The sequence below is a fragment of the Acinetobacter sp. CIP 102637 genome (genome assembly GCF_000368425.1).
Lineage (GTDB): Bacteria > Pseudomonadota > Gammaproteobacteria > Pseudomonadales > Moraxellaceae > Acinetobacter > Acinetobacter parvus.
The window spans coordinates 1,664,513-1,687,064 of record NZ_KB849435.1; the positions used below are offsets into that span (position 1 = coordinate 1,664,513).

Below are 22,552 nucleotides of genomic sequence, written 5' to 3' on the forward strand. Positions count from 1 at the left end.
CTTGTCTTGCGCTTCGGCAAAGCGTTGCTTTGCTGATCGAAGCTCTGGTGGAGACTAGGAGAGTCGAACTCCTGACCTCCTGCGTGCAAAGCAGGCGCTCTACCAACTAAGCTAAGTCCCCAGCTTACAATCATAATGAACGATATATCTTCTCATCTAGTAGCTTGTGATTATTCATCACTTCGTCAGTAGTGGTGGGTCTGACAAGACTTGAACTTGTGACCCCACGCTTATCAAGCGTGTGCTCTAACCAACTGAGCTACAGACCCTGAGAAAGTTTTAAAGCTTCGCTTTAAAAGTTTCGCAAGACAAACAGCTTCGCTGTGCGTAGTGTTTGACTCTCGCTCTTTTTTAAAAGCTTGACTCTAAATCTTCAAAGACATATCTCGAAGAACAACTTGTTGTGGATTCTTACCGATCGTCAATCTTTCGTTAAGGAGGTGATCCAGCCGCAGGTTCCCCTACGGCTACCTTGTTACGACTTCACCCCAGTCATCGGCCACACCGTGGTAAGCGTCCTCCCTAAGGTTAGACTACCTACTTCTGGTGCAACAAACTCCCATGGTGTGACGGGCGGTGTGTACAAGGCCCGGGAACGTATTCACCGCGGCATTCTGATCCGCGATTACTAGCGATTCCGACTTCATGGAGTCGAGTTGCAGACTCCAATCCGGACTACGATCGGCTTTTTGAGATTAGCATCCTATCGCTAGGTAGCAACCCTTTGTACCGACCATTGTAGCACGTGTGTAGCCCTGGCCGTAAGGGCCATGATGACTTGACGTCGTCCCCGCCTTCCTCCAGTTTGTCACTGGCAGTATCCTTAAAGTTCCCATCCGAAATGCTGGCAAGTAAGGAAAAGGGTTGCGCTCGTTGCGGGACTTAACCCAACATCTCACGACACGAGCTGACGACAGCCATGCAGCACCTGTATGTAGATTCCCGAAGGCACCAATCCATCTCTGGAAAGTTTCTACTATGTCAAGGCCAGGTAAGGTTCTTCGCGTTGCATCGAATTAAACCACATGCTCCACCGCTTGTGCGGGCCCCCGTCAATTCATTTGAGTTTTAGTCTTGCGACCGTACTCCCCAGGCGGTCTACTTATCGCGTTAGCTGCGCCACTAAAGCCTCAAAGGCCCCAACGGCTAGTAGACATCGTTTACGGCATGGACTACCAGGGTATCTAATCCTGTTTGCTCCCCATGCTTTCGTACCTCAGCGTCAGTATTAGGCCAGATGGCTGCCTTCGCCATCGGTATTCCTCCAGATCTCTACGCATTTCACCGCTACACCTGGAATTCTACCATCCTCTCCCATACTCTAGCTGACCAGTATCGAATGCAATTCCTAAGTTAAGCTCAGGGATTTCACATCCGACTTAATCAGCCGCCTACGCACGCTTTACGCCCAGTAAATCCGATTAACGCTCGCACCCTCTGTATTACCGCGGCTGCTGGCACAGAGTTAGCCGGTGCTTATTCTGCGAGTAACGTCCACTATCCTAGAGTATTAATCCAGGTAGCCTCCTCCTCGCTTAAAGTGCTTTACAACCAAAAGGCCTTCTTCACACACGCGGCATGGCTGGATCAGGCTTCCGCCCATTGTCCAATATTCCCCACTGCTGCCTCCCGTAGGAGTCTGGGCCGTGTCTCAGTCCCAGTGTGGCGGATCATCCTCTCAGACCCGCTACAGATCGTCGCCTTGGTAGGCCTTTACCCCACCAACTAGCTAATCCGACTTAGGCTCATCATTTAGCGCAAGGTCCGAAGATCCCCTGCTTTCCCCCGTAGGGCGTATGCGGTATTAGCATCCCTTTCGGAATGTTGTCCCCCACTAAATGGCAGATTCCTAAGCATTACTCACCCGTCCGCCGCTAGCTCAGTGTGCAAACACCCCATACCCGCTCGACTTGCATGTGTTAAGCCTGCCGCCAGCGTTCAATCTGAGCCATGATCAAACTCTTCAGTTTAATATCATTTGTGCTTTATTCTAAGCACCAAATCTTGGCTCATCAATTTTCTGACTAAAAATTCGCTCAAATAAACTTCGAGTAATTTCTACCATTCAATCAATGAAATATTTTCGATTGATCAACCAGTAAAAATCCACACAAGTTGTTCTTCTATTCTCTTAATGATCTTCTCGATGATTCGTCATCATCAAGCTAGGTCGGCTATGTTACCCTAAATCTCTTTAAAGTCAACAGGCAATTTCGATATTTTTTAAAACTCATCTTAACCTAAACAAACCTGACCAATCCAGCCAACAACCTAGACTATTCTTAATCAAACGTTTGTTTATCAACAAGTTTTTATCTGCTTCACCGCCGATGGAGTCGCATTATAGATCATTCTAAATACCTTGCAAGTGCTTTTTTAAATTAATATATCCAAGTGAACAATTTTCAATCAAAAACACTTTCCAGCTTATATTTTTCAACCGAATTTGTTTTAATACCAGAAGAACAATTAAACTATATGCCGTTTCTATATAATGTTTGCATCAAGGCAATCATTTAATGACTGTAATTTCGCTCTAACGCGATTAAGGACTTATATGCATTACTCAAATTTTATCTTGCTTGGGTTGTTAACTGCTGGAGCATGTTCATCAGTATTCGCGCAAGAGACTCCCAATGAATCGGCAGACCAGAGCAATACTACTGAGAATCAGGCAACAACCGAACAGAAAAACCCGACCACGATTCAAGCAATAAAAGATTTGAAGCATCTCACCAAGAATGATTTAAAAGTAAATGCAAATGCAGCTCAGCCTGATGCGATAAAAGACCCTTTACAACCATTGAACCGCCAGATTTATGCATTCAATGACATGCTGGACCGTAATATATTAAAGCCAGTAGCCATACAATATATTGCCAAGGTTCCAGAAGAGGTTCGTAGTCCTTATCGTCGGTTCAGGAAAAACTTGGGTGAACCGTGGAATGCAGTTAACCAGTTCATACAGGGCCGCCCAACACGTGCCGCCAAAAGTCTAGGCCGCTTCACGATCAACACCTTAACGACTTTAGGTTTTGCTGACCCTGCACGTCGTCTGGGATTGCCAACAGAAGAAGAGAGTTTTGGGGTAACGCTAGGCTATTATGGTATTGCCTCAGGTCCTTATGTCATGCTGCCTTTCTTTGGCCCCAGTACGTTCCGTGATGGTTTTGGTTTACTCGCTGATAGTTATGGTCGTCCTCAAAAATATTTGCTGGATGATCAGAAAGGCATATATTGGTCAACGAATTTGTTACAAGCAGTTGATGCCCGTTCCCAGATTCTTGATATTGAGGAAAGCCTGAAAGGCGATAAATATGCGATGATTCGTGATTTCTACCTACAGCGCAAAGCTTTCCAAATTGCTGAAAAGCATGGGGATTCGTCTGATATTTCATTTATTAGTGATGAAGATGATACAGATGACTCATCTGCTGATGACAAATAAAAAGACAAGATTTTTCCCTATGGACTTCAGTATTACCAAAGATTTCAAATGTTGGCAATGCTATGTTTTTCATCATCTTTCATCTATGATGAATTAAAAAATGATCATACAAAGGATCGGCTATTCATCTATGTATTTCATTCAACCCACACGCTCAATACCTTGTTTAGATCAGTCATTGAATGAGTTACCGAGTTTACAAGTCATTCATGTTGATGATCTAGATTTGTATGATCCCACAATTATTGCAATTGCAGATGTTCAGGACTTTTTAAAGTATCAATGGAAACTACCTACCATTGTGCTGGCTTTTGCAGATGAAGGAACGGCTTTGGCACAAGCATGGGAAATGGGGGCATTAGCAGGCTGGATCTGGGATAGTCTACCTAAAAATCCTGTTCATGCCTTATTTAAAATTGATGCCCAATATAAACGTAACCAGGATAGCCGCGATCTACCTTCGGCCGCCGAGTTACAGAAGCGCCTTTTACCCAATCCAATTGAATTGCCTAATTATCAGTTTGAATCCTTTTTTCAGCCTTCCGCCTACCTTTCAGGGGACTGGTATGATTATTGGCGTCTGAATAATGAAGAAATTTTATTCTATCTTGCCGATGTGTCAGGACATGGGGTGACCAGCAGTTTATTGACCTCATGGATGGCGGCATTTCATGGTAGGTCAAAGACACCAAGCCAGCTCATCCAAAAGCTCAATGCCATGCTGGTACAGGAAAACATTGAAAAGCATATCACTATGGTGGCAGGGGTTCTAAATTTGGTTAGCCACGAAGTGCGTTGGTCAAGTGCGGGGCATTATCCTCCCCCAATCATTTTTGAACCAAATCAGCCTCCCCAGATTCTGACAACCAGCAGCTTTCCATTAGGCTTGACCGAAGAACTGGAAGTGGAAGAGCATCATTGTGTACTAAACCGTCATTCCCGCTTTATTTTATGTTCCGATGGCGCACTGGAACCTTTTGATGGCGGGTTAAATGAGCAATTTAACCAACTGGTCACCCACCTTCAAAACAACTCTTTCCAGCCTCCCGACCATGTGGCTGATGATATTGCCATTCTGAGTTTATGCCGAATGAATTAATTTTAAAATCAATGTTTTAATTAGATCACAGCATCCAACCACTTGTGTCTAGAATATCACTATGGGATAATTTTATATCCTTTCTCTGAAAATGGCATTTATATGTCAACAGGTCATGTTGAATATGCAAGCTTAAATGGAACGCATATTTTCAAGCTTATTGGCGAAGTGCGTGCCCAATCTTGTATAAGTTTGGACAAGCTACTCAACAAGATTGAACAGCAGCAAAATGTTGTTGGTGCAATCGTTGATTTAACCCAGACCACATTTATTGATAGTACTGTCCTAGGCGTACTTGCAAAACTCGGTCTTAAGCTTAAACAAGTCCATCACATACAGGCAGTCATGCTTTCAACCAATCCAGATATTACCACCCTGGCGAATAGCATGGGGCTGGGGCAGGTTTTTGTGATCCTGAATTACTGCGGCGATCCTAGTGTGTGCACGCTGGAGCTAACAGAAGAACTTGTGACACACAGTGCAATGTTAAATACAGTACTGGACGCGCATAAGACCCTGATGCGCCTGAATGAAAACAATCAGAATATGTTTGAACCACTGGTCAAGCAGTTGCAAAAAGAACAGGATTGTTTAAACCAGGATACTCAAAAACAAAACGCCTGATCGTTGCCTCCTAATATTGTGGTACCTATATGAGTCTGCTTTCTGTTGTACAAATGAATTCTCAAGATGACATTGAAACGAATTTCACTGTCATTGAGTCATTGATTCAGCAAAGTAAGGCCCAAGATGCTGAACTGATTGTCTTCCCTGAAAATTTTGTCTGTTTTGCCGCAGGTAAGCAACGCGAGACCGCAGCACAGTTTGAGGCTATTCAGCAACGACTGGAACAGCTTGCCCACCGCTACCAGATCTGGATTGTTGCGGGTACACTTCCCTGCCCATTTCGTCCTGATGGTTTAATCATTCAGGATGGTCGTGTGCGTACCGTCAGTTTATGCATTAGTCCTGAGCGTACAGAAGCACGTTATGACAAGATCCATTTGTTTGATGTTCAGGTGGGTGACGCTGTTGGGGGTTATCAGGAATCAAGATTCTTTGAACCTGGTGATGAAGTTGTAGTTGCCAAAACACCTTTTGGCAATATCGGACTGATGGTGTGTTATGACCTGCGTTTTCCAGAACTCTCGTTAATGTTGCGTAGCAAAGGGGCAAATATCCTGACCGCTCCTGCCGCATTCACCTACACCACAGGCAAACTGCACTGGCAACTGCTGCTACAGGCACGCGCCGTGGATAGTCAGTGTTTTGTTCTTGGTTCTGCACAGCAAGGCTGGCATGGGGAACAGCGTCAAACCTGGGGGCATGCAGGGATTACGGATAGTCGTGGGCAGCTTTTACAGATGATAGGAACTGAGGGACATGGACTAATTACCAGTGCTTTTGACCTTGATGAACAGAATGCCATTCGCCATTCCATGCCACTCATACAGCATCGCAGATTAATCAATTACTAAACACATCATAAAGCTTAGCTAAGACAAAATATGTGCATACGGTAAATATCTGACCATAATGATCAACTTTTTCAAACTTTGGACGTACCGCCATCAACGTTGTTAGAGCCGCCGACTCAGCAGAAAAATGATTGATTTTGACGATATCTTTAAGATGCGATTTTGAAGTACTCAAAATAATACGAGAAACCATAAGATTGGTTAGATCATCGATCTAACCAATCTTGCCAGATTCATTATGACGTAGATTTTGACTTAATCTTACGCAACAACCATACATCCTGTTCCCAATTTCTGAGCAGACGCTCATAACTCGCTTGCGTTTTCATTAACCTTAATGTATGTGGCGAACCTTTGCGTATGGTTTCCATCGCAAGATCAACCGTTGTATTACGAATGGCATTTTCAACCAGTGTTCGCTCAGCTTGGTTTTTCCGATAATCAAAAATTTCTTCTGTCGCTGATTGCATAAAGTCTGCAAGCATCTGCCAAACCTGTACATTATTTTGGGTATCAGGTAAAGCACGTTGCCAATCTTTAGGTGGCTGGGGTGGTTGATCTACACGTTGTTGCAAATATTGCTGACAGTAATCCATTAATTTCGCATGAATTTTGCCTATACTCTGGTTTTTCAGTAGTTGCGGAACAAGTGTCTGATGAATATATTTCCAGTCAAGATGCGTAATCATTGCCTGACTGATACAATCAATCCAAGCCTGATTGGGTGACAATTGAGCATCTAGTGCAAATAAATGTGTAAGTGCGGAACTGCTCAATTGTATTGAACCAGAACGTGGTAATTTTGCCCAATACATTGGCAACAGGTCCATCTGTATTTGAATTAATTCAGCATATTTCGTATCAGACAGCAATACACAGAACACTGCCAAGAGTTTTTCTAAAAGGCTAGGATAAATTTCTGTGGTTATTTTTTCAAAAAATTGCACATGCTCATTTTGAGGCAACCAATCCAAAAGCTTTTGCCAATATTCTGCATCAATCCGATTAAATAATAACTGCAAGTATTCATATTCAATCTTATTGAGAAAAGCTTGATGATTTTGCCAAATAAGCCAATCTACAACAGCATTGAAATGGTCGGGTTGACGGCAACGATCACCAAATCCATAATCCAGTTGTTGATTGATCGCTGCAATTTCCAGCTTGGATGCCGTTTGATTTTGAGTAAAATATGCCATCCAGCTCAGTTGAGTTGCAACATCTTGCTGTGCCAGTAATTGCACATTTTGTTCAGGAGACCAAATCACCACTGCAGCATGATGATACCAATGTGTTAAATCAGGCCCGTAATTTCCCATAAACCCTGTAGATTCTTTCACAATTGGTTCACCCTCATCCACTGCAAATGAGGTGATTAAATCATTTTCTTCAAAGTGAATATGGCTTAAAGCAGGATATTCATTATCAAGCCAATTCTCAATATCTAAAGATTCATCATGGATTTCATCTATTTCTGCATTTTCATCACCACCCTCTTCCCCATAGCTATAATTATAGCCATCATCAACAGGCGTTCCTGATTGATAGGCAGTAACCAAACAGAGTTTAGCGTAATAGCCCATTTTCTTGGCAGCTTTGAGTAAAACATCCGCTTTATAGCGATCATTTAATTTTAAAGCATGATAGGCAAAATTTTCAGGGGTATATTGGTGTCCCAATAAAGTGATATAAGGTTGATCTGATGGGTAACGTTGAAAAATATCAACCAAATGATCAACATATTGGCTCATGGAGTGTAATTCAATTTTAGGGGCTGTTTTTTGTTGTATCAGATTATAGACCAGACATATCCGATAGCCTGATGTCAGCAGTTTGATCTCATGGTCACAATCTGCATAAAATGCAGCACAGTTTATTGTATAGTTTGCGGCATCCTGTGCAAAATCAGCAATGATTTCTTCACCATCAAACTGAATGGATAACTCGCCTCCAGTATAATGAGAGGGAAGATTGATAATCAGTGAGCCAAACATGCCTTTTTCTTTTTCAGCGTCTTTGTGGGATAAAAAGAAATCTCCCGTTTGATAAACCAACAATTTATAAGGGCTTGCTGTAATGGTATAATCTTTTAGACCTAAATCAGTTTTTATCTGTTCAAGTTGCTGATCTAAGAAACGCTGCCATTGTGGATTAGCAAACTGAAATTGTGCTGCATCAATTTGCTGTGTACGTCTCACCTGTGTATCAACAATCGTTTCACTACCTTTACCAAAAGGTGCTTGTTCTGCAACGCATAATAATGCTTTCGCGTGTATTTCATGTAGAGGGAATGAAATTTCTCCAACTCCCTCAACGTGTAAACCAGGTAATATGAAATCGTGACGTTGTATAGTGGCGAATTTTCCACTTCCTTTTAATGTTCGCAAACAGGAAAGTATTTCTGTTTTTAAGTGTTTGATTGACATATTTAAGTACTGTCTACGACCTATTCCTAAACCTCTTCACTTTGATTGGTCACTCTCAAGACTTCTTCCAGTGTGGTTTTTCCTGCCAAGACTTTTCTTAGACCATCATCACGAATTGAGCCTGCGTAACGGCGTGCATGGTTTTCCAGTTCATATTCAGCAGCATTACCATGAATCAGACGGCGTAATGGTTCATCGACAGGGACAATTTCATAAATTGCAGTTCGGCCACTAAAGCCAACATGAGAGCATTGCTCACAACCATGCGGTTCTGGCAATTCCATGTGTTGATCGACATTTAAATGCTGAAAAACCTGTCGTTCAAAATCATCGGCCTTACGCCAGGTTACGCAATGCGGGCATAGGGTTCGAACTAAACGCTGTGCAATCACACCAATCAGGGAGCTCGCCAACAAGAATGGTTCAATACCCATATCTTTTAAGCGGGTCACTGCACCAATGGCGGTATTGGTATGTAGTGTGGAGAGTACTAAGTGACCTGTCAGTGATGCCTGTACTGCAATCTCAGCGGTCTCAAGGTCACGGATCTCCCCCACCATTACCACATCAGGGTCTTGACGCAGCATGGCTTTCAAGGCACGGGCAAAGGTCATATCCACCTTGGTATTAACCTGTGTCTGTCCAATCCCCTCAAGTTGGTATTCAATTGGGTCTTCGGCCGTCAGGATATTGCGGGTATTATCATTCAGGTCAGACAATGCCGCATAAAGTGTGGTGGTTTTCCCCGAACCTGTCGGGCCTGTCACCAGAATAATTCCATGCGGACGATGTACCAGTTGGGTCAGACGCTCATAGTCATTTTGCATTAGGCCCAGGTGGGTCATGTTTAAACGCCCAGCCTGCTTATCGAGTAAACGCATTACCACTCGCTCACCGTGAGAGGACGGTAATGTCGAGACACGCACATCGACCTCACGGCCCGCCAAACGCAGTGAAATACGACCATCCTGAGGAATACGTTTTTCTGCAATATCCAGTTTTGCCATGACTTTAATACGTGACACCAACAACGGCGCAAGTTCACGGCGTGGCTGCACGATTTCACGTAGTTGCCCATCAACCCTCAAACGTACTGAAAGTTTCTTCTCAAAGGCCTCGATATGAATATCAGATGCACTGACACGAATCGCTTCTGACAATAACGCATTAATCAGGCGAACAATCGGCGCATCATCTTCCTGATCCATTAAGTCTTCGGCTTCAGGCACTTGATCGGCAAGGCTGAGTAAATCAGGATGGTCTTCCAGACCCGCCGCAACCTGTTGCGACTCCCCCGTGTCACCCGCATAGCTGGAGCTGAGCAAAGCATGAAATTCCTGATCGCTACACAATTGATCGTGGGCGGATTTCCCCAAAATTCGACGCGCTTCCTGCAAGGCAATCCGTGCGGTGTCTTTGCGTCGCACAATAAATGCCTGATCGCCCTCGTAACGTAACAAAACACCATGTCTTTTGGCAAAACTATAAGGAATTTGTATTTGTTTAAGTATTTGCATCATACAAATAATGATAAAAAAGATGCTTGAGTGTACTCTAAGCGAGTTACAGCGTGAAGTCTGTTTAGCATACTCACACAGGAATTTTGCATCTTGTCTCAAAATAATTCATATCAAAAGCAGCAATATCAGCCGCCCCATGCCAACATTTTGAAATGGTGGGGAGAACAACAATTTGAAATTCAGCAGGCCAAGGCCTGGCAATTCGGTTCACTGTTATTTCGGCTGACCCGTGGCATTAAGGAATGGCGTTTGGAATATCATCGCCCTCAATATCAGCACGATTATGAACAACAATGGAAAATGCTGAGCGATACTGAGTTTGCAATGCCCCACCCCGCAAAGATTGAACGCTATATGTTTCATAAGACCAATAGCACCTTTCACTTAATGCCACGTTTGGCAGACCGTTCGGTGGTGATCAAGCCTGTAGACCCAATTTATATCCCAGCAGGTCAACGTGGAACACTTTATATCAGCACGCCCTTATGGATTGCAGGCTTGGTTGGGGGATTGACTGAACCTTTATTTGATATTCCCATCATCCAGCCGAAAGATACCTGGTTTGGAAAAGACCCCCAGCATGGTGAAATTTGTTATGCCACCTCGGTGGATGGGCGCACTGACTTAAATCTGCTCAAACCACGTGCATTCCGTGCCGTCACCCCGATTGAGTTTCATAACACCAGCCAGCATCAACTGCGTTTTGACCGTATGAATGTGCCCGTGCCCGCGCTTCCTCTGTTCTATAGCGAAAGTACAGGACGTTTATGGACCTCACAAATCAAGGTCCATTATGAGGGTGCGGAACATCCAGCACGTATCCGCATTGAAAACAAAACACCAACTCAGGCAGGCGAGGTCATTTATGTCCACCCACCACGGGCACCTGGCAGCACCTTGTTCAATATGTTCGATTCATTCTTTTAAGAGGTTTTTATGGCAGAAACCAGCATTCCCAAAGATTTGGCAAATAACCTGACCGACACCCTGAAAAGTATATTCACAGGTATTAATCTTGATCGGCTGAGCGAAATTCTGGTTGCCATTATCTTGTGCTTTATTGGTTTCCTGATCGCACGTCTTGTTTCAAACACCTTTATCCGCACCATTGGCAGTCGTTTAAATGCGCATCAGCGTTTATTGTGGCGCAGGGGGATTTTTTATTTTATTTTCCTGCTGTTTATTATGACCAGCTTAAGGGAAGCAGGTTTTAAACTCAGCGTTTTCCTGGGTGCAGCGGGGATTTTAACGGTGGCTTTAGGTTTTGCCTCACAAACCTCTGCCACCAACCTGATCAGTGGTTTGTTCCTGATTGGTGAAGGTTCTTTTGAGGTGGGCGATACCATTCAGATTACCCTGATTCGTGGGCAGACCATTGAGGGACAGGTGATTTCAATTGACCTGCTGTCTGTGAAACTGCTCACACTAGATAATGTCTATATTCGCCTACCCAATGAGCAACTGATTCGAACACCTGTGATGAACCTGTCCAAATATCCCATACGGCGGATTCCCATCACGTTGGCGATTAATTTCCATGAGGACATCATTAAGGTAAGGCAGGTATTGCTGGATGTCGCAGCCAAATATCCTTTGGTGATGGATGACCCAAAGGCAACCGTAACCGTGACTGCATTTCGGGAATCATCGATTGAATTACTGTTTTCCGTCTGGTGCCGTCAGGAAAATGCCCTAAAGGTTCGCGATGAGATGCAGGAACGCGTACGAAATGGCTTTGTGGAAAATCAGATTGAAATCCCTGTACCGAAAATGGGCTTGATTGACCGACCAATCCCGCTTGAGGATGATGAGCTTGATCAATATGCCCATCAGAAAGAACTTAAAAAAGAGCAGAAAGAGAGTTGATTAGCCCTCTTTCTGGCCTTCCTCAAGGGCAGGCGGCAATGGTGCGAGATAGGCAATCACCAGCATGACCGCACCCGAACCGATAAATGAAATCACGCGCGTCAACGTACCACTTTGCGACAAATCCAGCAGTAATAATTTAGCCACCACAATGCCCAACAACGCAGCACCCACAAACCAGATTTGGCGGATATGACGGCGACTGGAAAAAGTCATCAGGATAAATGCCAGAATCACCCATAATAAAGTCAGGCTGAGCTGCACATCACCATTTGACCAAATGTCCAATCCCCACAATGGCGTACCCAGATAATGATGCATGGCACGCACCACCACGCTGCTCAACACCAATAAACCAATTAAAATAGTGGTGACTTTAAAGCCCCACTCGACAGACTGCTCGGTGGTAAAATCATGATGATAAATAATCCAGATCATACCAACGAACATCAGCAAGGATAAAATGTCCGTGAAGTTCAGCAACGGTAAAAAATAGTATTGCTCAGCAGAATAGGTATCAAGGTTAACCAGCACTAGCCACAACAGGGTCAAACACCAGACGGGAAGCTGATGCAGCAACTGTGTCCTATTCGTTTGAAACAGCCAAGCACCGTAGATAATAGGGATTATTGCAAGGGCAAGGATTGGCATCATAGGGAAAATAGCTAAACCAACACTTGCCAGACTCAACCAAAGCAATGTAGACCAAATCGCCAGATATGCTTTTGAAGAAGTGAGTTTTAAGGTTATCAGCATGATCGCCAATACAACCGAAGCTACGGCAAAGCTGAACTGGCTTAAACCACTCGGCCAATGCCAGACCGAATACACATTTGCAGCAAAACTTTCCCCATAGAGCAGGAACAGCAGACCACCCAATAAAATCAGTTGCACATTTCCCCACTGCAATTGTGATTTTAAATGAACAGCAAGGCTAAAACCAGCCATCAAAACCGTTCCAATCGCAAGATAAGGACTCAGTCCATATTGCTGCCACTGCATCAACTCAACGCCCGCAACTGCACCTGCATACAGGCCAAGCGCAAGGAAAATCCCGCTAAGCATACGTGCGCTAAAATACTTTTCAACTTCCTGGTAATGCAATAAATAAAATGCTGAAATAAATTGTGCTAAAGCATAAATCACCGTACTGAGTATTGGAAAATGATCATTTGACCAAATCTGAAAAATCAGCGCCACTGAACTGAACAATACCAAGATCACACCAATATAACGGCTCAAACGATAGCGCTCGGTTACACCCCAAACGATTAATGCGGTTCCCTGTATCACCCAGCCTGTGGAAATCCAGTGTGCACCTTTTGCCAATGGGAAAATCAGTGCGACAAAAACTACAGCAAGGATAAAGAAGCTTTTTGCCAAGATGGAAAGTTGTGGATGCTGCCGTTTAATCCACAGATTTAATGAAATATAGACAATTGCCAAGGCAACTGCCCCCAAGGTCATGGCCTGGGTGGAGTTATGCATCAGGTAGGCATGCAGTGAAAAGCCCAGTACAGGCACACTAAAAATCAGCCCCACATCCAGAATGGGTTGTAAGCGCTGGGTTTTCTGCCCTGTGTCCTGATTTAAATTTAGGTCATGGTTTTTAACCCGCAACATTAACTGGCTATAACGGACACTGAGCCAGATAAACAGCGCGATATGCAACCATAAAATCCAGTCCAGTGTAGCAAATTGCTGCGTCTTGGCATAAATTCCAATCACTGCCCCACCAATAAACATGGTGGCAAAAAAAGCGATTTGATGCAGGATTTTCCAGGGTTGAATAAAGTTAACCGCTGCAACAGCTAAATTAATTAACAAGTAATAAGCAAACAGGAAAATCACATCAGGATGATTTTGTGGAATTACCAATGGCGCAAGATAGGCCATGCTCAAGGCCAGCATTGCCAAATACAAGGCTTGTTGCTTTAAGCTAAGATAAACCGTCACCAACAGTAAAATGACAAACAGAATACTGGCTGTGGTTAAACTGCCTATGACAGCAAAATGATGTGAGAAAATCAGGGTTAAAAAGACAACGGCTAAACCCACACCTTGCAAGGCAACTGCAAACAACTGGTTTTTCTTTTGCAGCCAATAGCCAGCAATGGTGGTGATAACACCCGCACTGGCAATAAATCCCAGTTTGACACCCAGACTCAATTGCCAATGTTCACTGGCAAAACGCAGTAGCAACACTACACCCACCATCAACACGGCCACAGCAACACGCAGGATTGGATTACCATGTATCATCCAGTCGAATGCAGGTTGCCACCAAGCCTGTTCTTTCGCTATGGGTGGATTGTTGTTGGCTATGGAATCCTGAATATCCATATTTGGAGTTGCTGCGACATTGGCCTGCATCCACGCTGGATGCTGGGCTTCAAAACTTGGTGTAGTTGTTGGTGTGGTGTGGTCGATCTCAATATTTTGAATATTACCTAAAGCTTCTGCTTTTGAATCGGCATTTGTATATTGTTCCAGATGAAGCAACCGTGTTTGAAAGGCGCTGATGGTTTGAATCAGGCAGAGCATAAGCACCAGCAACGCACCACCTGCCAGCCACATCCATGTATTTGCATAGGCAAAAAGCGCAACCAGCGCCGCGCTATAAATCACGATGCGTTGCATTCCAATACCAGCAGACTGGGCAAAATAGCTGGGTGCCGCCTGCTCAAGCTGAAGCAAACGCTGATGAATCTCGGAAAGGATGTGTACAATAACAACGGTTAGTCCTATTGCGGCGGCAATAATCGTCCCCTGCCATTGAAATGCGATTGCACTGACGAGCAATATAGTCAAGGCAACCAGAACAATGACCATTCCCTGTTTATCTTTTTTATACATGGGTTTATATCAATTATCACAGCTTCATTGAAGCTATCTTACTTGATCATTGGATAGGCCGCTATTTTTACATACAAAATACTGCAATTTTTAAAACGACATAGATCGTCTCTGCTCAACACGACAACAGGGACAGCCACCACTTTTTCACGTAAAATAGCTGCCAGTTCATAATAAGGATTTGTGCAATGCCACCTTTTGTCCTGGTTGACGGGTCTTATTTTCTATTTCGTGCTTTTCACGCCTTACCTCCACTCACAACATCGACTGGTCTGCATACCAATGCAATCCGTGGTGCCATTTCGGCGATCCAGAAGCTGATGCGCCGTACCCAGCCCACCCATATGGCGGTGATCTTTGACACGCCAGAGCCAACATTTCGTCATAAATTATCACCGATTTACAAAGGTGATCGTCCAAGCATGCCAGAGGAACTGTCACAACAGATTCCGTATTTGCATGCCTTAATCAAAGCACAGGGTATTCCATTGTACAGCCTGCCAGGTGCAGAAGCGGATGACATTATTGGAACGCTGGCAAAACGCGCAGTGCTTGAGGGTCACCATGTGCTGATCTCAACAGGCGACAAGGATATGGCGCAACTGGTCAATGAGCATGTCAAACTGGAAGACAGCTTCAAGGACCGCGTGCTGGATGAGGCTGGCGTATATGAGAAGTTTGGAGTGCACCCGCACCAGATTATTGACTATCTCACCCTTATGGGCGATGCCTCTGATGGCATCATGGGCGTTCCAGGCGTGGGAGCGAAAACGGCTGCCAAACTGTTGAATGAATACGGTTCACTGAACAATATCATTGCCAATGTAGACCAGCTCAAGGGTAAAATCAGTCAAAATATCAAGGATAATCTGGACAACATCAAGATTGACCATCAGCTTGCCAGCATTGTCTGTGACCTTGAGCTTAATCTGGACTGGCATGAACTCAAGCTCTGCAATCCAAACGTGGACCATCTGCGTGACCTTTACACTGAACTGGAATTTCGTAACCAGTTACAGTCTTTAGATCATCCGAACAATCCAAATAGTCCTGCCTATCAACAGACTTCACAGAACATTGTGAAAGCTGCGAAAAACACTGAAGCCACGGCGGCACAGGATGGTATTGCAGAAGACCATGCCAGTCTTTCCAGTCAGGATGACCAGCTTGGCACAGCCAGCTATCATACCGTACTGAAACAGGAAGATTGGGACAGCCTGTTACAACGGATGCAGGAGACCGATCACTTTGCCATTGATACAGAAACCACCAGTCTGGACTATCGTATTGCAGAGCTGGTTGGATTTTCTGTCGCCTTTGACGCAAACGATGCCTATTACATTCCATTGGCACATGACTATGAAAATGCACCTGAGCAACTCAATCGTGAAGCTGTTTTGGCACAGATCAAACCGATTCTTGAAAATGAACAGGTCAGGAAAATCGGTCACCACTTAAAATACGATGCACACATCTTTGCCAATCACGGCATCATCATTCAGGGCTGGTATTTCGATACTATGCTGGCGTCTTATGTCCTGAATGCGGCGGCAACACGTCATGGTATGGATGATGTGGCACGGGTGTATCTCAGCCATCTCACCACCACTTTCGAGCAAATCGCTGGTAAGGGTGCCAAACAGAAAACCTTTAACCAGATTGAGCTTGAGGTTGCGGCACATTATGCCGCTGAAGATGCGCATGTCACCTATCGGCTGTATGAGGTGCTGTCAGCAAAGCTCCAGCCTTTCCCTGAACTGGTCAATATCCTGCATAACATTGAGATGCCTGTTGCTCGGGTATTGACGGGCATGGAAGAAGATGGAATCAAGCTGGATCATGCTTTCCTTGACCAGCTCAGTGTTGAATTTTCTGAAACCATGCAGACACTGGAAAATCAGGCCACCGAACTGGCAGGTGAGGCATTTAATATCGCCTCACCTAAACAAGTCGGTGAAGTGTTATTTGACAAACTGGGCATCAAAGGCGGCAAGAAAACAGCAACTGGACAATACAGCACCAGTGAAAGTGTGCTGGAAAAAATTGAGCATCCGCTAGCCGAAGTGATTCTGGAACACCGTGGACTGGCAAAGCTTAAAAACACCTATACTGACCGTCTGGTTGAACAGTCACATGATACGACACATCGTGTGCATACCAGCTATCATCAGGCCTTGACCGCGACAGGCCGCCTGTCATCCACTGACCCAAACCTGCAAAACATTCCAATTCGTACTCAAATTGGACGTCAGATTCGCAAGGCATTTATTGCACCTGAGGGACGTGTGTTGCTGGCAGCCGATTACTCACAAATTGAACTGCGCCTGATGGCACATTTTTCCCAGGATGATGCACTGGTTCATGCGTTCCAGCATGGACAGGATGTACACCGCCGTACCGCGTCTGAAGTACTGAGCATTGCCATTGAAGATGTGACCAATGACCAGCGCCGCCAGGCCAAGGCCGTCAATTTCGGCCTGCTCTATGGCATGTCGGAGTTTGGCTTGATTCGTCAATTGGGCTTTACCCGTGAAGAATCACAGAACTATATCAAGCAATATTTCCACCGCTATCCTGGTATTTATGAATATATGCAGCGTACACGTCAGCTTGCACTGGAACAGGGTTTTGTTGAGACAATACTGGGGCGCCGTTTATATACACCAGATATTGATGCACGAAACATGATGGTACGCAAGGCGGCTGAACGTGCCGCGATTAACGCACCATTACAGGGAAGCGCGGCCGATATCATTAAGATTGCCATGATTGAGGTTGATAAAATCCTGCCAAAAGATCAGGCCAAGCTTTTATTGCAGGTACACGATGAACTGGTATTTGAAGCAGATGAATCAATTGCTGAGGAGCTATCCAGACAGATTACGGATGTCATGCAGTCCGTTGTTCAGATTTCAGTTCCATTGGTGGTTGAGGTCGGACAGGGACTGAACTGGGATGCTGCCCATTAATATGTAATCATTCTTCAATAAATTTTCCCTTGCAGACAAGCATACTTTTAATGCTGCAAGGGAGATTACAATAAACGATCCATTATAAAAACTAACCATAACAGGAGAAAGGAATGCAATATGTCGTTTAATCAGGTTCAATTTAACCGTTATCATTCCATTGATTCTTTACGCTTTATTTCAATTTTTCTGGTCTTGCTGCATCATTTTAACATCCCTTACAAACTGTTTGACACCTCGATCAATTTCCAGATTTTTGGTGAAGACATCACCACCCTACTCGCCAGAAATGGTAACTATGGGGTAACGATGTTTTTTGTCATCTCAGGCTATCTGATTACTTCACATACTATCAAACGCTGGGGTACCCTAAATCGGATCAATATGCGGGATTTCTACATCTCACGATTTGCCCGAATCATGCCCACTATGATTTTATTGATCTGTTTGGTTAATCTTTTAGGCGCATTCGAACTCAAACCATTTATGACCCAGGCACCTAATGGCATCGTGGTGGCACAGTCAACAGTAAATTTGGCTGCTCTCACCTTTTGGATGAATATCCTGATTATCGAAAATGGCTGGGTCAACTATGTGCTGGGCGTGTTGTGGTCGTTATCCGTTGAAGAAGTGTTTTACTTACTTTTTCCATTAGCCGCCCTCTTCCTCAAAAGACAATCTCTTTTTTTGATTGCCTGTGTCGCCCTGATTCTGTTTTGTCCTTATTTTAGGTATTTACATTATGGTGAGGAAAGTGGTGCCTATCTGTATCACTATTTTTCCAGTTTTGATGGAATTGCCTTTGGCTGCCTTGCGGCATTGATTGCACCACAGCTTAAACTCCATCAAAACACATGGTCGTTCCTTAAATTTGCTGCGATCGGTACGATGCTGCTGATCTATTTTTCTGCGCCGATTAAGGAAAGCTGTGTTTGGGGAATTAGCCTATTTGCTTTGGCTACTGCAATTGTGATTCTGGCAAATGTGGCAAACGAACAAGCCAAAGTTCAGGTTGACCGCTTTAAATTCCTACAAAATATCGGTAAAAATAGCTATGAAATTTACCTATTCCACTTGATTATCCTGGGCTTTTTTAAGCTTTTTTATACGCCCGCATTGACTCAGGGTAATATTAAGCTTGTACTACTGGTGATTTATCTTGTACTTGCGATTGGACTAGGTGCAGTCATTGCCCGTTACTTTTCCAATCCACTGAATCAAAAAATACGACAACGTTTCATCAGAAAATAAAAAATGGGCATCTCGCCCATTTTTTATTGAATCCAGTTTGCTTAAAGACCTGTTAATAACACTTTAGCCGCTTCATTCATTAAGATCTCAGCAATATATAAAGCCAAGAATGCCAAAATTGGCGACAGGTCAATCATCCCCATATTCGGCAACAAACGGCGGAAAGGTGCAAGCAATGGCTCAGCAAGTTCCTGAATCACTTCAATATAAGGTGAACGTGTCTGCGTAAACATCACCACCCAGCTTAAAATGATGGTTGCAAAAATAAGGTAGCGGCAGAAACGGATCAAGTCCTGAATCATGGTCACAAAAGTCGTGATCACCAGATACACGGCACTATGCGGCATCTGTCCAGACAAATACATCAGGCCAAAGATTTTCAGTAAATACAGCACCACCAGCAAGGCAACCGCAGCCAGATTGACACGACCCTTGCTCACCGTTGGAAAAATACGGCTAAAAACATCCACAATCTTGGTGGCTTTCACAGTTGAAAGCACTACAGGATTGTATGGACTGACTGCCGCCAATTGCATTAAAAAACGGAAGAAGACCAATAAAATTGCAACATTGATCAAAACACCAAAAATTAGCGCAGAACTTGCACCCATAATTGTCTTATCCTACTTAAACCGATTTAGTCTTGTCACTCAACTCTTGTGCGAGCTCTTGGCTACGCTTCTGAGCTGCTGCAAGCGCTGCTTGAATATTTTGTGAAATCTGCGCACGGTCAAATACCTCTAATGCAGCTTGAGTCGTACCATTTGGAGATGTCACATTTTTACGCAATTCTGATGGTGAGTTGGAGCTGGTAATTGCCATTTGGGCTGCACCCAATGCTGTTTGCAACGTCAATGCTGTCGCCACTTTCTCCTCCAGACCGAGATTCTTGCCTGCACGGATCATGCTTTCCATTAAATAGAAAAAATACGCAGGACCAGAACCAGATACGGCGGTTACCGCATCAATTTGCGCCTCATTATCCAACCAGATGGTGAGACCTGTCGCTGCAAGAATCTGGCTGCTCAGTTCACGGTCCTGTTTACCAACCGCTTCAGATGCATAAATGCCATGCGCCCCTGTCTGCACCAACGCAGGTGTATTTGGCATCACACGCACAATACGCTGGCTGCCGCCAATCAAGTCTGAAATGGTTTGAATCTCAGCACCCGCAATAATCGAGATCACCAGTTTATCTGATAGCAATCCTTTTAATGGCTGCAATACCGTTGCCAATACCTGCGGTTTCACCGCCAACACCACCACATCCGCATTTTTAATGGCTTCAAGATTATCTGCTGTAGTTTGAATGCCTTTTTCTTCCAGTACATGACGAATCTGTTCTACGGGGTCAGAAACCGTAATGCGTGTTGTTGGTAAACCGCGGGAAAGCAGCCCACCAATCAAGGCTTGCGCCATGTTGCCACCACCAATAAAACAAATATTTTGATTCAATGCTGTCGCCATATCCTACTCGTCATGTGAAAAAGACTGCTGAGAAAAATCACCACAGTCAGAAATTAAAACTGGTTGCCAACCGCCATGCTCTACATAGTCAGAGTGCGCCAACCAAAAACCTTTTGGGCTAAAAACCCCAAGCATAACATTATCCACGACTAATATTTGAATTGTATGACGTAACCAAGGCAAAATCTGTGCTTCCTGAATGGCTTTTTTCAGTGGCCAATGCCCAACCCGCCCATAAAGATGGATTTTCTCGCCCCCCTGCCGCTTGATTAAGCGCAACTCTCGACCCAGCAGTTTTGGAGAAAGCCCGATCGTCTGCGATTCAATCCTGAATTTTCCCGCTGCAACCTGTATAAATTGACCTATTTCATAATACTGTGACGACACATTTGCAATGGATGATTGCTTTTCCGCATATAATATATCATGTGTTAAACGATATAGTTTTTTCTGATAGCGAACATAATAATGCTGGTTGATATGTAAAGTCGCCTGTGCATCAGGTTTCGCCAGAATCACCTCTTGCTGTAGGCGCTGTACCATATCGTAGCTTGGACGATACTGATCATCTCCCTTTACCCAGGCTGAGAGTAATTGACGTTGCCGAGCTGCTGAAAATTGAGAAAGCGCAAGTAAGTCGATTTCATTATCTGTGGCGCAGTATTGCCAATCCTTTTGTAATACATTCTCCAATATCTCTGCTGTATCCTGCATCAGATAACTGGTGCGCGCTATAGCAGCCTGCATTTTTGGGAAGCGAGTTTGTATAACATCCCATAGCACTTCCCGACACCATGCCCGATCATAATGGGTATCATGATTGGTTGGATCAGTCACATAATCAAAACCCAGTTGCTGTGACCAGTGCTCAATTTGCGTCCGACTCAAGTCCAGAAAAGGTCGCCAGATGGTCATATTATTGCGTTTATCGATTTGCCGCATCGCTGCCAAACCATTGACACCTGCACCTGACAATAAACGCAATAACACAGTTTCAGCCTGATCTTGCTGATGATGAGCCAGAACTAAAACTTCATGACTTTGCAAATGCTGTTGATAGGCCTGATAACGCGCCTGCCGCGCTTGCTGTTCCAGATTGCCTGCTTCAACCTTCACCTTTTGAATGATGCAGGGAACTTTCAGTACTTCAGCTTGTTTTTGTACCAGCGTTCCCCATTCCGTACTCATCTGCTGTAGTTGATGATCAATATAAATTGCACGGGTTCTGCTTGGAAAAATTTCAGACATCAGATGCAACAACAGCATGGAATCCATGCCGCCGCTACACCCAAGCAGGAATTGGGTGGATTCAGAAAAATACTGGACTTGCGTTAGGATGCGATGCCTAAATTGCTGCTGCCAAACTTCATTAAACGTTGATAACGTGCGTCGCATCTTGCTTGAGCATCCATCGGTTGCAGTTCATCCAGAACTTGTTTTAACACATCTTTTAAGTCATGCATGACTTTTTCAGGCTGCAAATGTGCCCCGTCGCCCTCATCCACGACATATTCAACAATACCTAAAGCTTTCAGCTTGTCGGCAGTTAATGCGAGTGCTTCACTGGCTTGAGCCGCTTTATCTGCTGTTTTCCATAGAATGGAGGCACAGCCTTCAGGTGAGATCACCGAGTAAATACTGTGTGAGAGCATAATCACGCGGTCCGCCACCCCGATACCCAGCGCACCACCAGAACCGCCTTCACCAAGCACAGTAGCAATCACAGGTACTTTCAAGCTGGAAAGTTGTGCCAGACTGGTGGCAATTGCCTCCGCCTGACCTCGTTCTTCCGCACCCACCCCTGGATAGGCACCCATGGTATCAACAAAAGTGAATACTGGAAGATTAAAACGTTCAGCCATGTCCAGTAAACGTTGTGACTTACGATAGCCTTCAGGGTTACACATCCCAAAGTTGTGCTGTAGCTTTTCACGGGTGCCACGACCACGATGCTGCCCCACCACCATGACAGGCTGTCCGTCAAAACGTGCCAAGCCACCAATCATGGCACCATCGTCACCATATAAACGGTCGCCATGCAGTGCATCAAACTCAGTAAAGATTTCACTGACATAATCGAGAAATTGCGGACGCTCAGGATGTCGTGCAATTTGAACCGTAGCCCACGCCTTGGACTGAGTCGCTTTATTTTTCATAAATCAAAAATGATCC

The 22,552-nt window shown here is 44.5% G+C and carries 15 protein-coding genes, 2 tRNA genes and 1 rRNA gene; 8 read left to right on the forward strand and 10 right to left on the reverse strand.

The features are described 5' to 3' along the window. Positions 1–45 precede the first annotated feature (45 nt). The 3 genes from F967_RS11015 to F967_RS11025 form a co-directional block, all read right to left on the reverse strand. Positions 46–121 (reverse strand) — tRNA-Ala (locus tag F967_RS11015). Positions 122–192: 71 nt separating this feature from the next. Further along, positions 193–269 (reverse strand) — tRNA-Ile (locus F967_RS11020). Between the two features lie 164 nt (positions 270–433). Next, positions 434–1,970, reverse strand: a 16S ribosomal RNA gene (locus F967_RS11025). Between the two features lie 587 nt (positions 1,971–2,557). Between F967_RS11025 and F967_RS11030 the strand changes: the two genes are divergently transcribed. From F967_RS11030 to F967_RS11045, 4 genes are all read left to right on the forward strand, one after another. Next, complete coding sequence (locus F967_RS11030) at positions 2,558–3,448, forward strand: MlaA family lipoprotein (protein WP_004799898.1); 891 nt, start codon at positions 2,558–2,560, stop codon at positions 3,446–3,448. A gap of 130 nt (positions 3,449–3,578) precedes the next feature. Further along, complete coding sequence (gene gigA / locus F967_RS11035; protein WP_004799899.1) at positions 3,579–4,547, forward strand: RsbU family protein phosphatase GigA; 969 nt, start codon at positions 3,579–3,581, stop codon at positions 4,545–4,547. Between the two features lie 102 nt (positions 4,548–4,649). Next, positions 4,650–5,171 (forward strand): anti-anti-sigma factor GigB, encoded by a 522-nt coding sequence (gene gigB / locus F967_RS11040; RefSeq protein WP_004799901.1) that lies wholly within the window; start codon positions 4,650–4,652, stop codon positions 5,169–5,171. A 29-nt stretch (positions 5,172–5,200) separates the two neighbouring features. Continuing rightward, complete coding sequence (locus F967_RS11045) at positions 5,201–6,025, forward strand: carbon-nitrogen hydrolase family protein (RefSeq protein ID WP_004799903.1); 825 nt, start codon at positions 5,201–5,203, stop codon at positions 6,023–6,025. Between the two features lie 236 nt (positions 6,026–6,261). On the opposite strand, the gene F967_RS11055 is transcribed toward F967_RS11045, so the two are convergent. Continuing rightward, the gene (locus F967_RS11055; protein WP_004799905.1) at positions 6,262–8,451 is read right to left on the reverse strand and encodes a 2OG-Fe(II) oxygenase; all 2,190 of its coding nucleotides are present in this window, start codon (positions 8,449–8,451) and stop codon (positions 6,262–6,264) included. Positions 8,452–8,477: 26 nt separating this feature from the next. After that, positions 8,478–9,968: a type II secretion system ATPase GspE gene (gspE, locus tag F967_RS11060; protein ID WP_004799908.1), complete on the reverse strand. Its 1,491-nt coding sequence runs from the start codon at positions 9,966–9,968 to the stop codon at positions 8,478–8,480. A gap of 93 nt (positions 9,969–10,061) precedes the next feature. Between gspE and F967_RS11065 the strand changes: the two genes are divergently transcribed. Together F967_RS11065 and F967_RS11070 are read left to right on the forward strand one after the other, a co-directional pair. Further along, on the forward strand, positions 10,062–10,898 hold the full coding sequence (locus F967_RS11065) for a hypothetical protein (RefSeq protein WP_004799910.1): 837 nt from the start codon (positions 10,062–10,064) through the stop codon (positions 10,896–10,898). Between the two features lie 9 nt (positions 10,899–10,907). After that, the gene (locus F967_RS11070) at positions 10,908–11,837 is read left to right on the forward strand and encodes a mechanosensitive ion channel family protein (RefSeq protein ID WP_004799912.1); all 930 of its coding nucleotides are present in this window, start codon (positions 10,908–10,910) and stop codon (positions 11,835–11,837) included. Here F967_RS11070 and F967_RS11075 read toward each other — a convergent pair whose 3' ends face one another. Continuing rightward, on the reverse strand, positions 11,838–14,693 hold the full coding sequence (locus F967_RS11075) for a DUF2339 domain-containing protein (protein WP_004799913.1): 2,856 nt from the start codon (positions 14,691–14,693) through the stop codon (positions 11,838–11,840). It abuts the gene before it with no gap. A gap of 188 nt (positions 14,694–14,881) precedes the next feature. Between F967_RS11075 and polA the strand changes: the two genes are divergently transcribed. Together polA and F967_RS11085 are read left to right on the forward strand one after the other, a co-directional pair. Then, on the forward strand, positions 14,882–17,662 hold the full coding sequence (gene polA, locus F967_RS11080) for a DNA polymerase I (RefSeq protein ID WP_004799915.1): 2,781 nt from the start codon (positions 14,882–14,884) through the stop codon (positions 17,660–17,662). Between the two features lie 120 nt (positions 17,663–17,782). Then, complete coding sequence (locus tag F967_RS11085) at positions 17,783–18,913, forward strand: acyltransferase family protein (protein ID WP_004799917.1); 1,131 nt, start codon at positions 17,783–17,785, stop codon at positions 18,911–18,913. Positions 18,914–18,954: 41 nt separating this feature from the next. Here F967_RS11085 and F967_RS11090 read toward each other — a convergent pair whose 3' ends face one another. From F967_RS11090 to F967_RS11105, 4 genes are read right to left on the reverse strand one after another with little or no spacing between them, the layout of a single operon-like run. Beyond that, on the reverse strand, positions 18,955–19,524 hold the full coding sequence (locus F967_RS11090; RefSeq protein ID WP_004683029.1) for a YggT family protein: 570 nt from the start codon (positions 19,522–19,524) through the stop codon (positions 18,955–18,957). A gap of 16 nt (positions 19,525–19,540) precedes the next feature. Next, entirely contained in the window at positions 19,541–20,380 is an 840-nt protein-coding gene (proC, locus tag F967_RS11095) for a pyrroline-5-carboxylate reductase (protein ID WP_004799919.1), read from the reverse strand. Positions 20,381–20,383: 3 nt separating this feature from the next. After that, complete coding sequence (gene tilS, locus F967_RS11100) at positions 20,384–21,775, reverse strand: tRNA lysidine(34) synthetase TilS (RefSeq protein WP_081399081.1); 1,392 nt, start codon at positions 21,773–21,775, stop codon at positions 20,384–20,386. Beyond that, positions 21,712–22,536 carry an acetyl-CoA carboxylase carboxyltransferase subunit alpha gene (locus F967_RS11105; RefSeq protein ID WP_004683033.1) on the reverse strand — a complete coding sequence of 275 codons (825 nt, stop codon included), beginning with the start codon at positions 22,534–22,536 and terminating at the stop codon, positions 21,712–21,714. Before F967_RS11105 ends, tilS begins: the two co-directional genes overlap by 64 nt. Positions 22,537–22,552 lie beyond the last annotated feature (16 nt).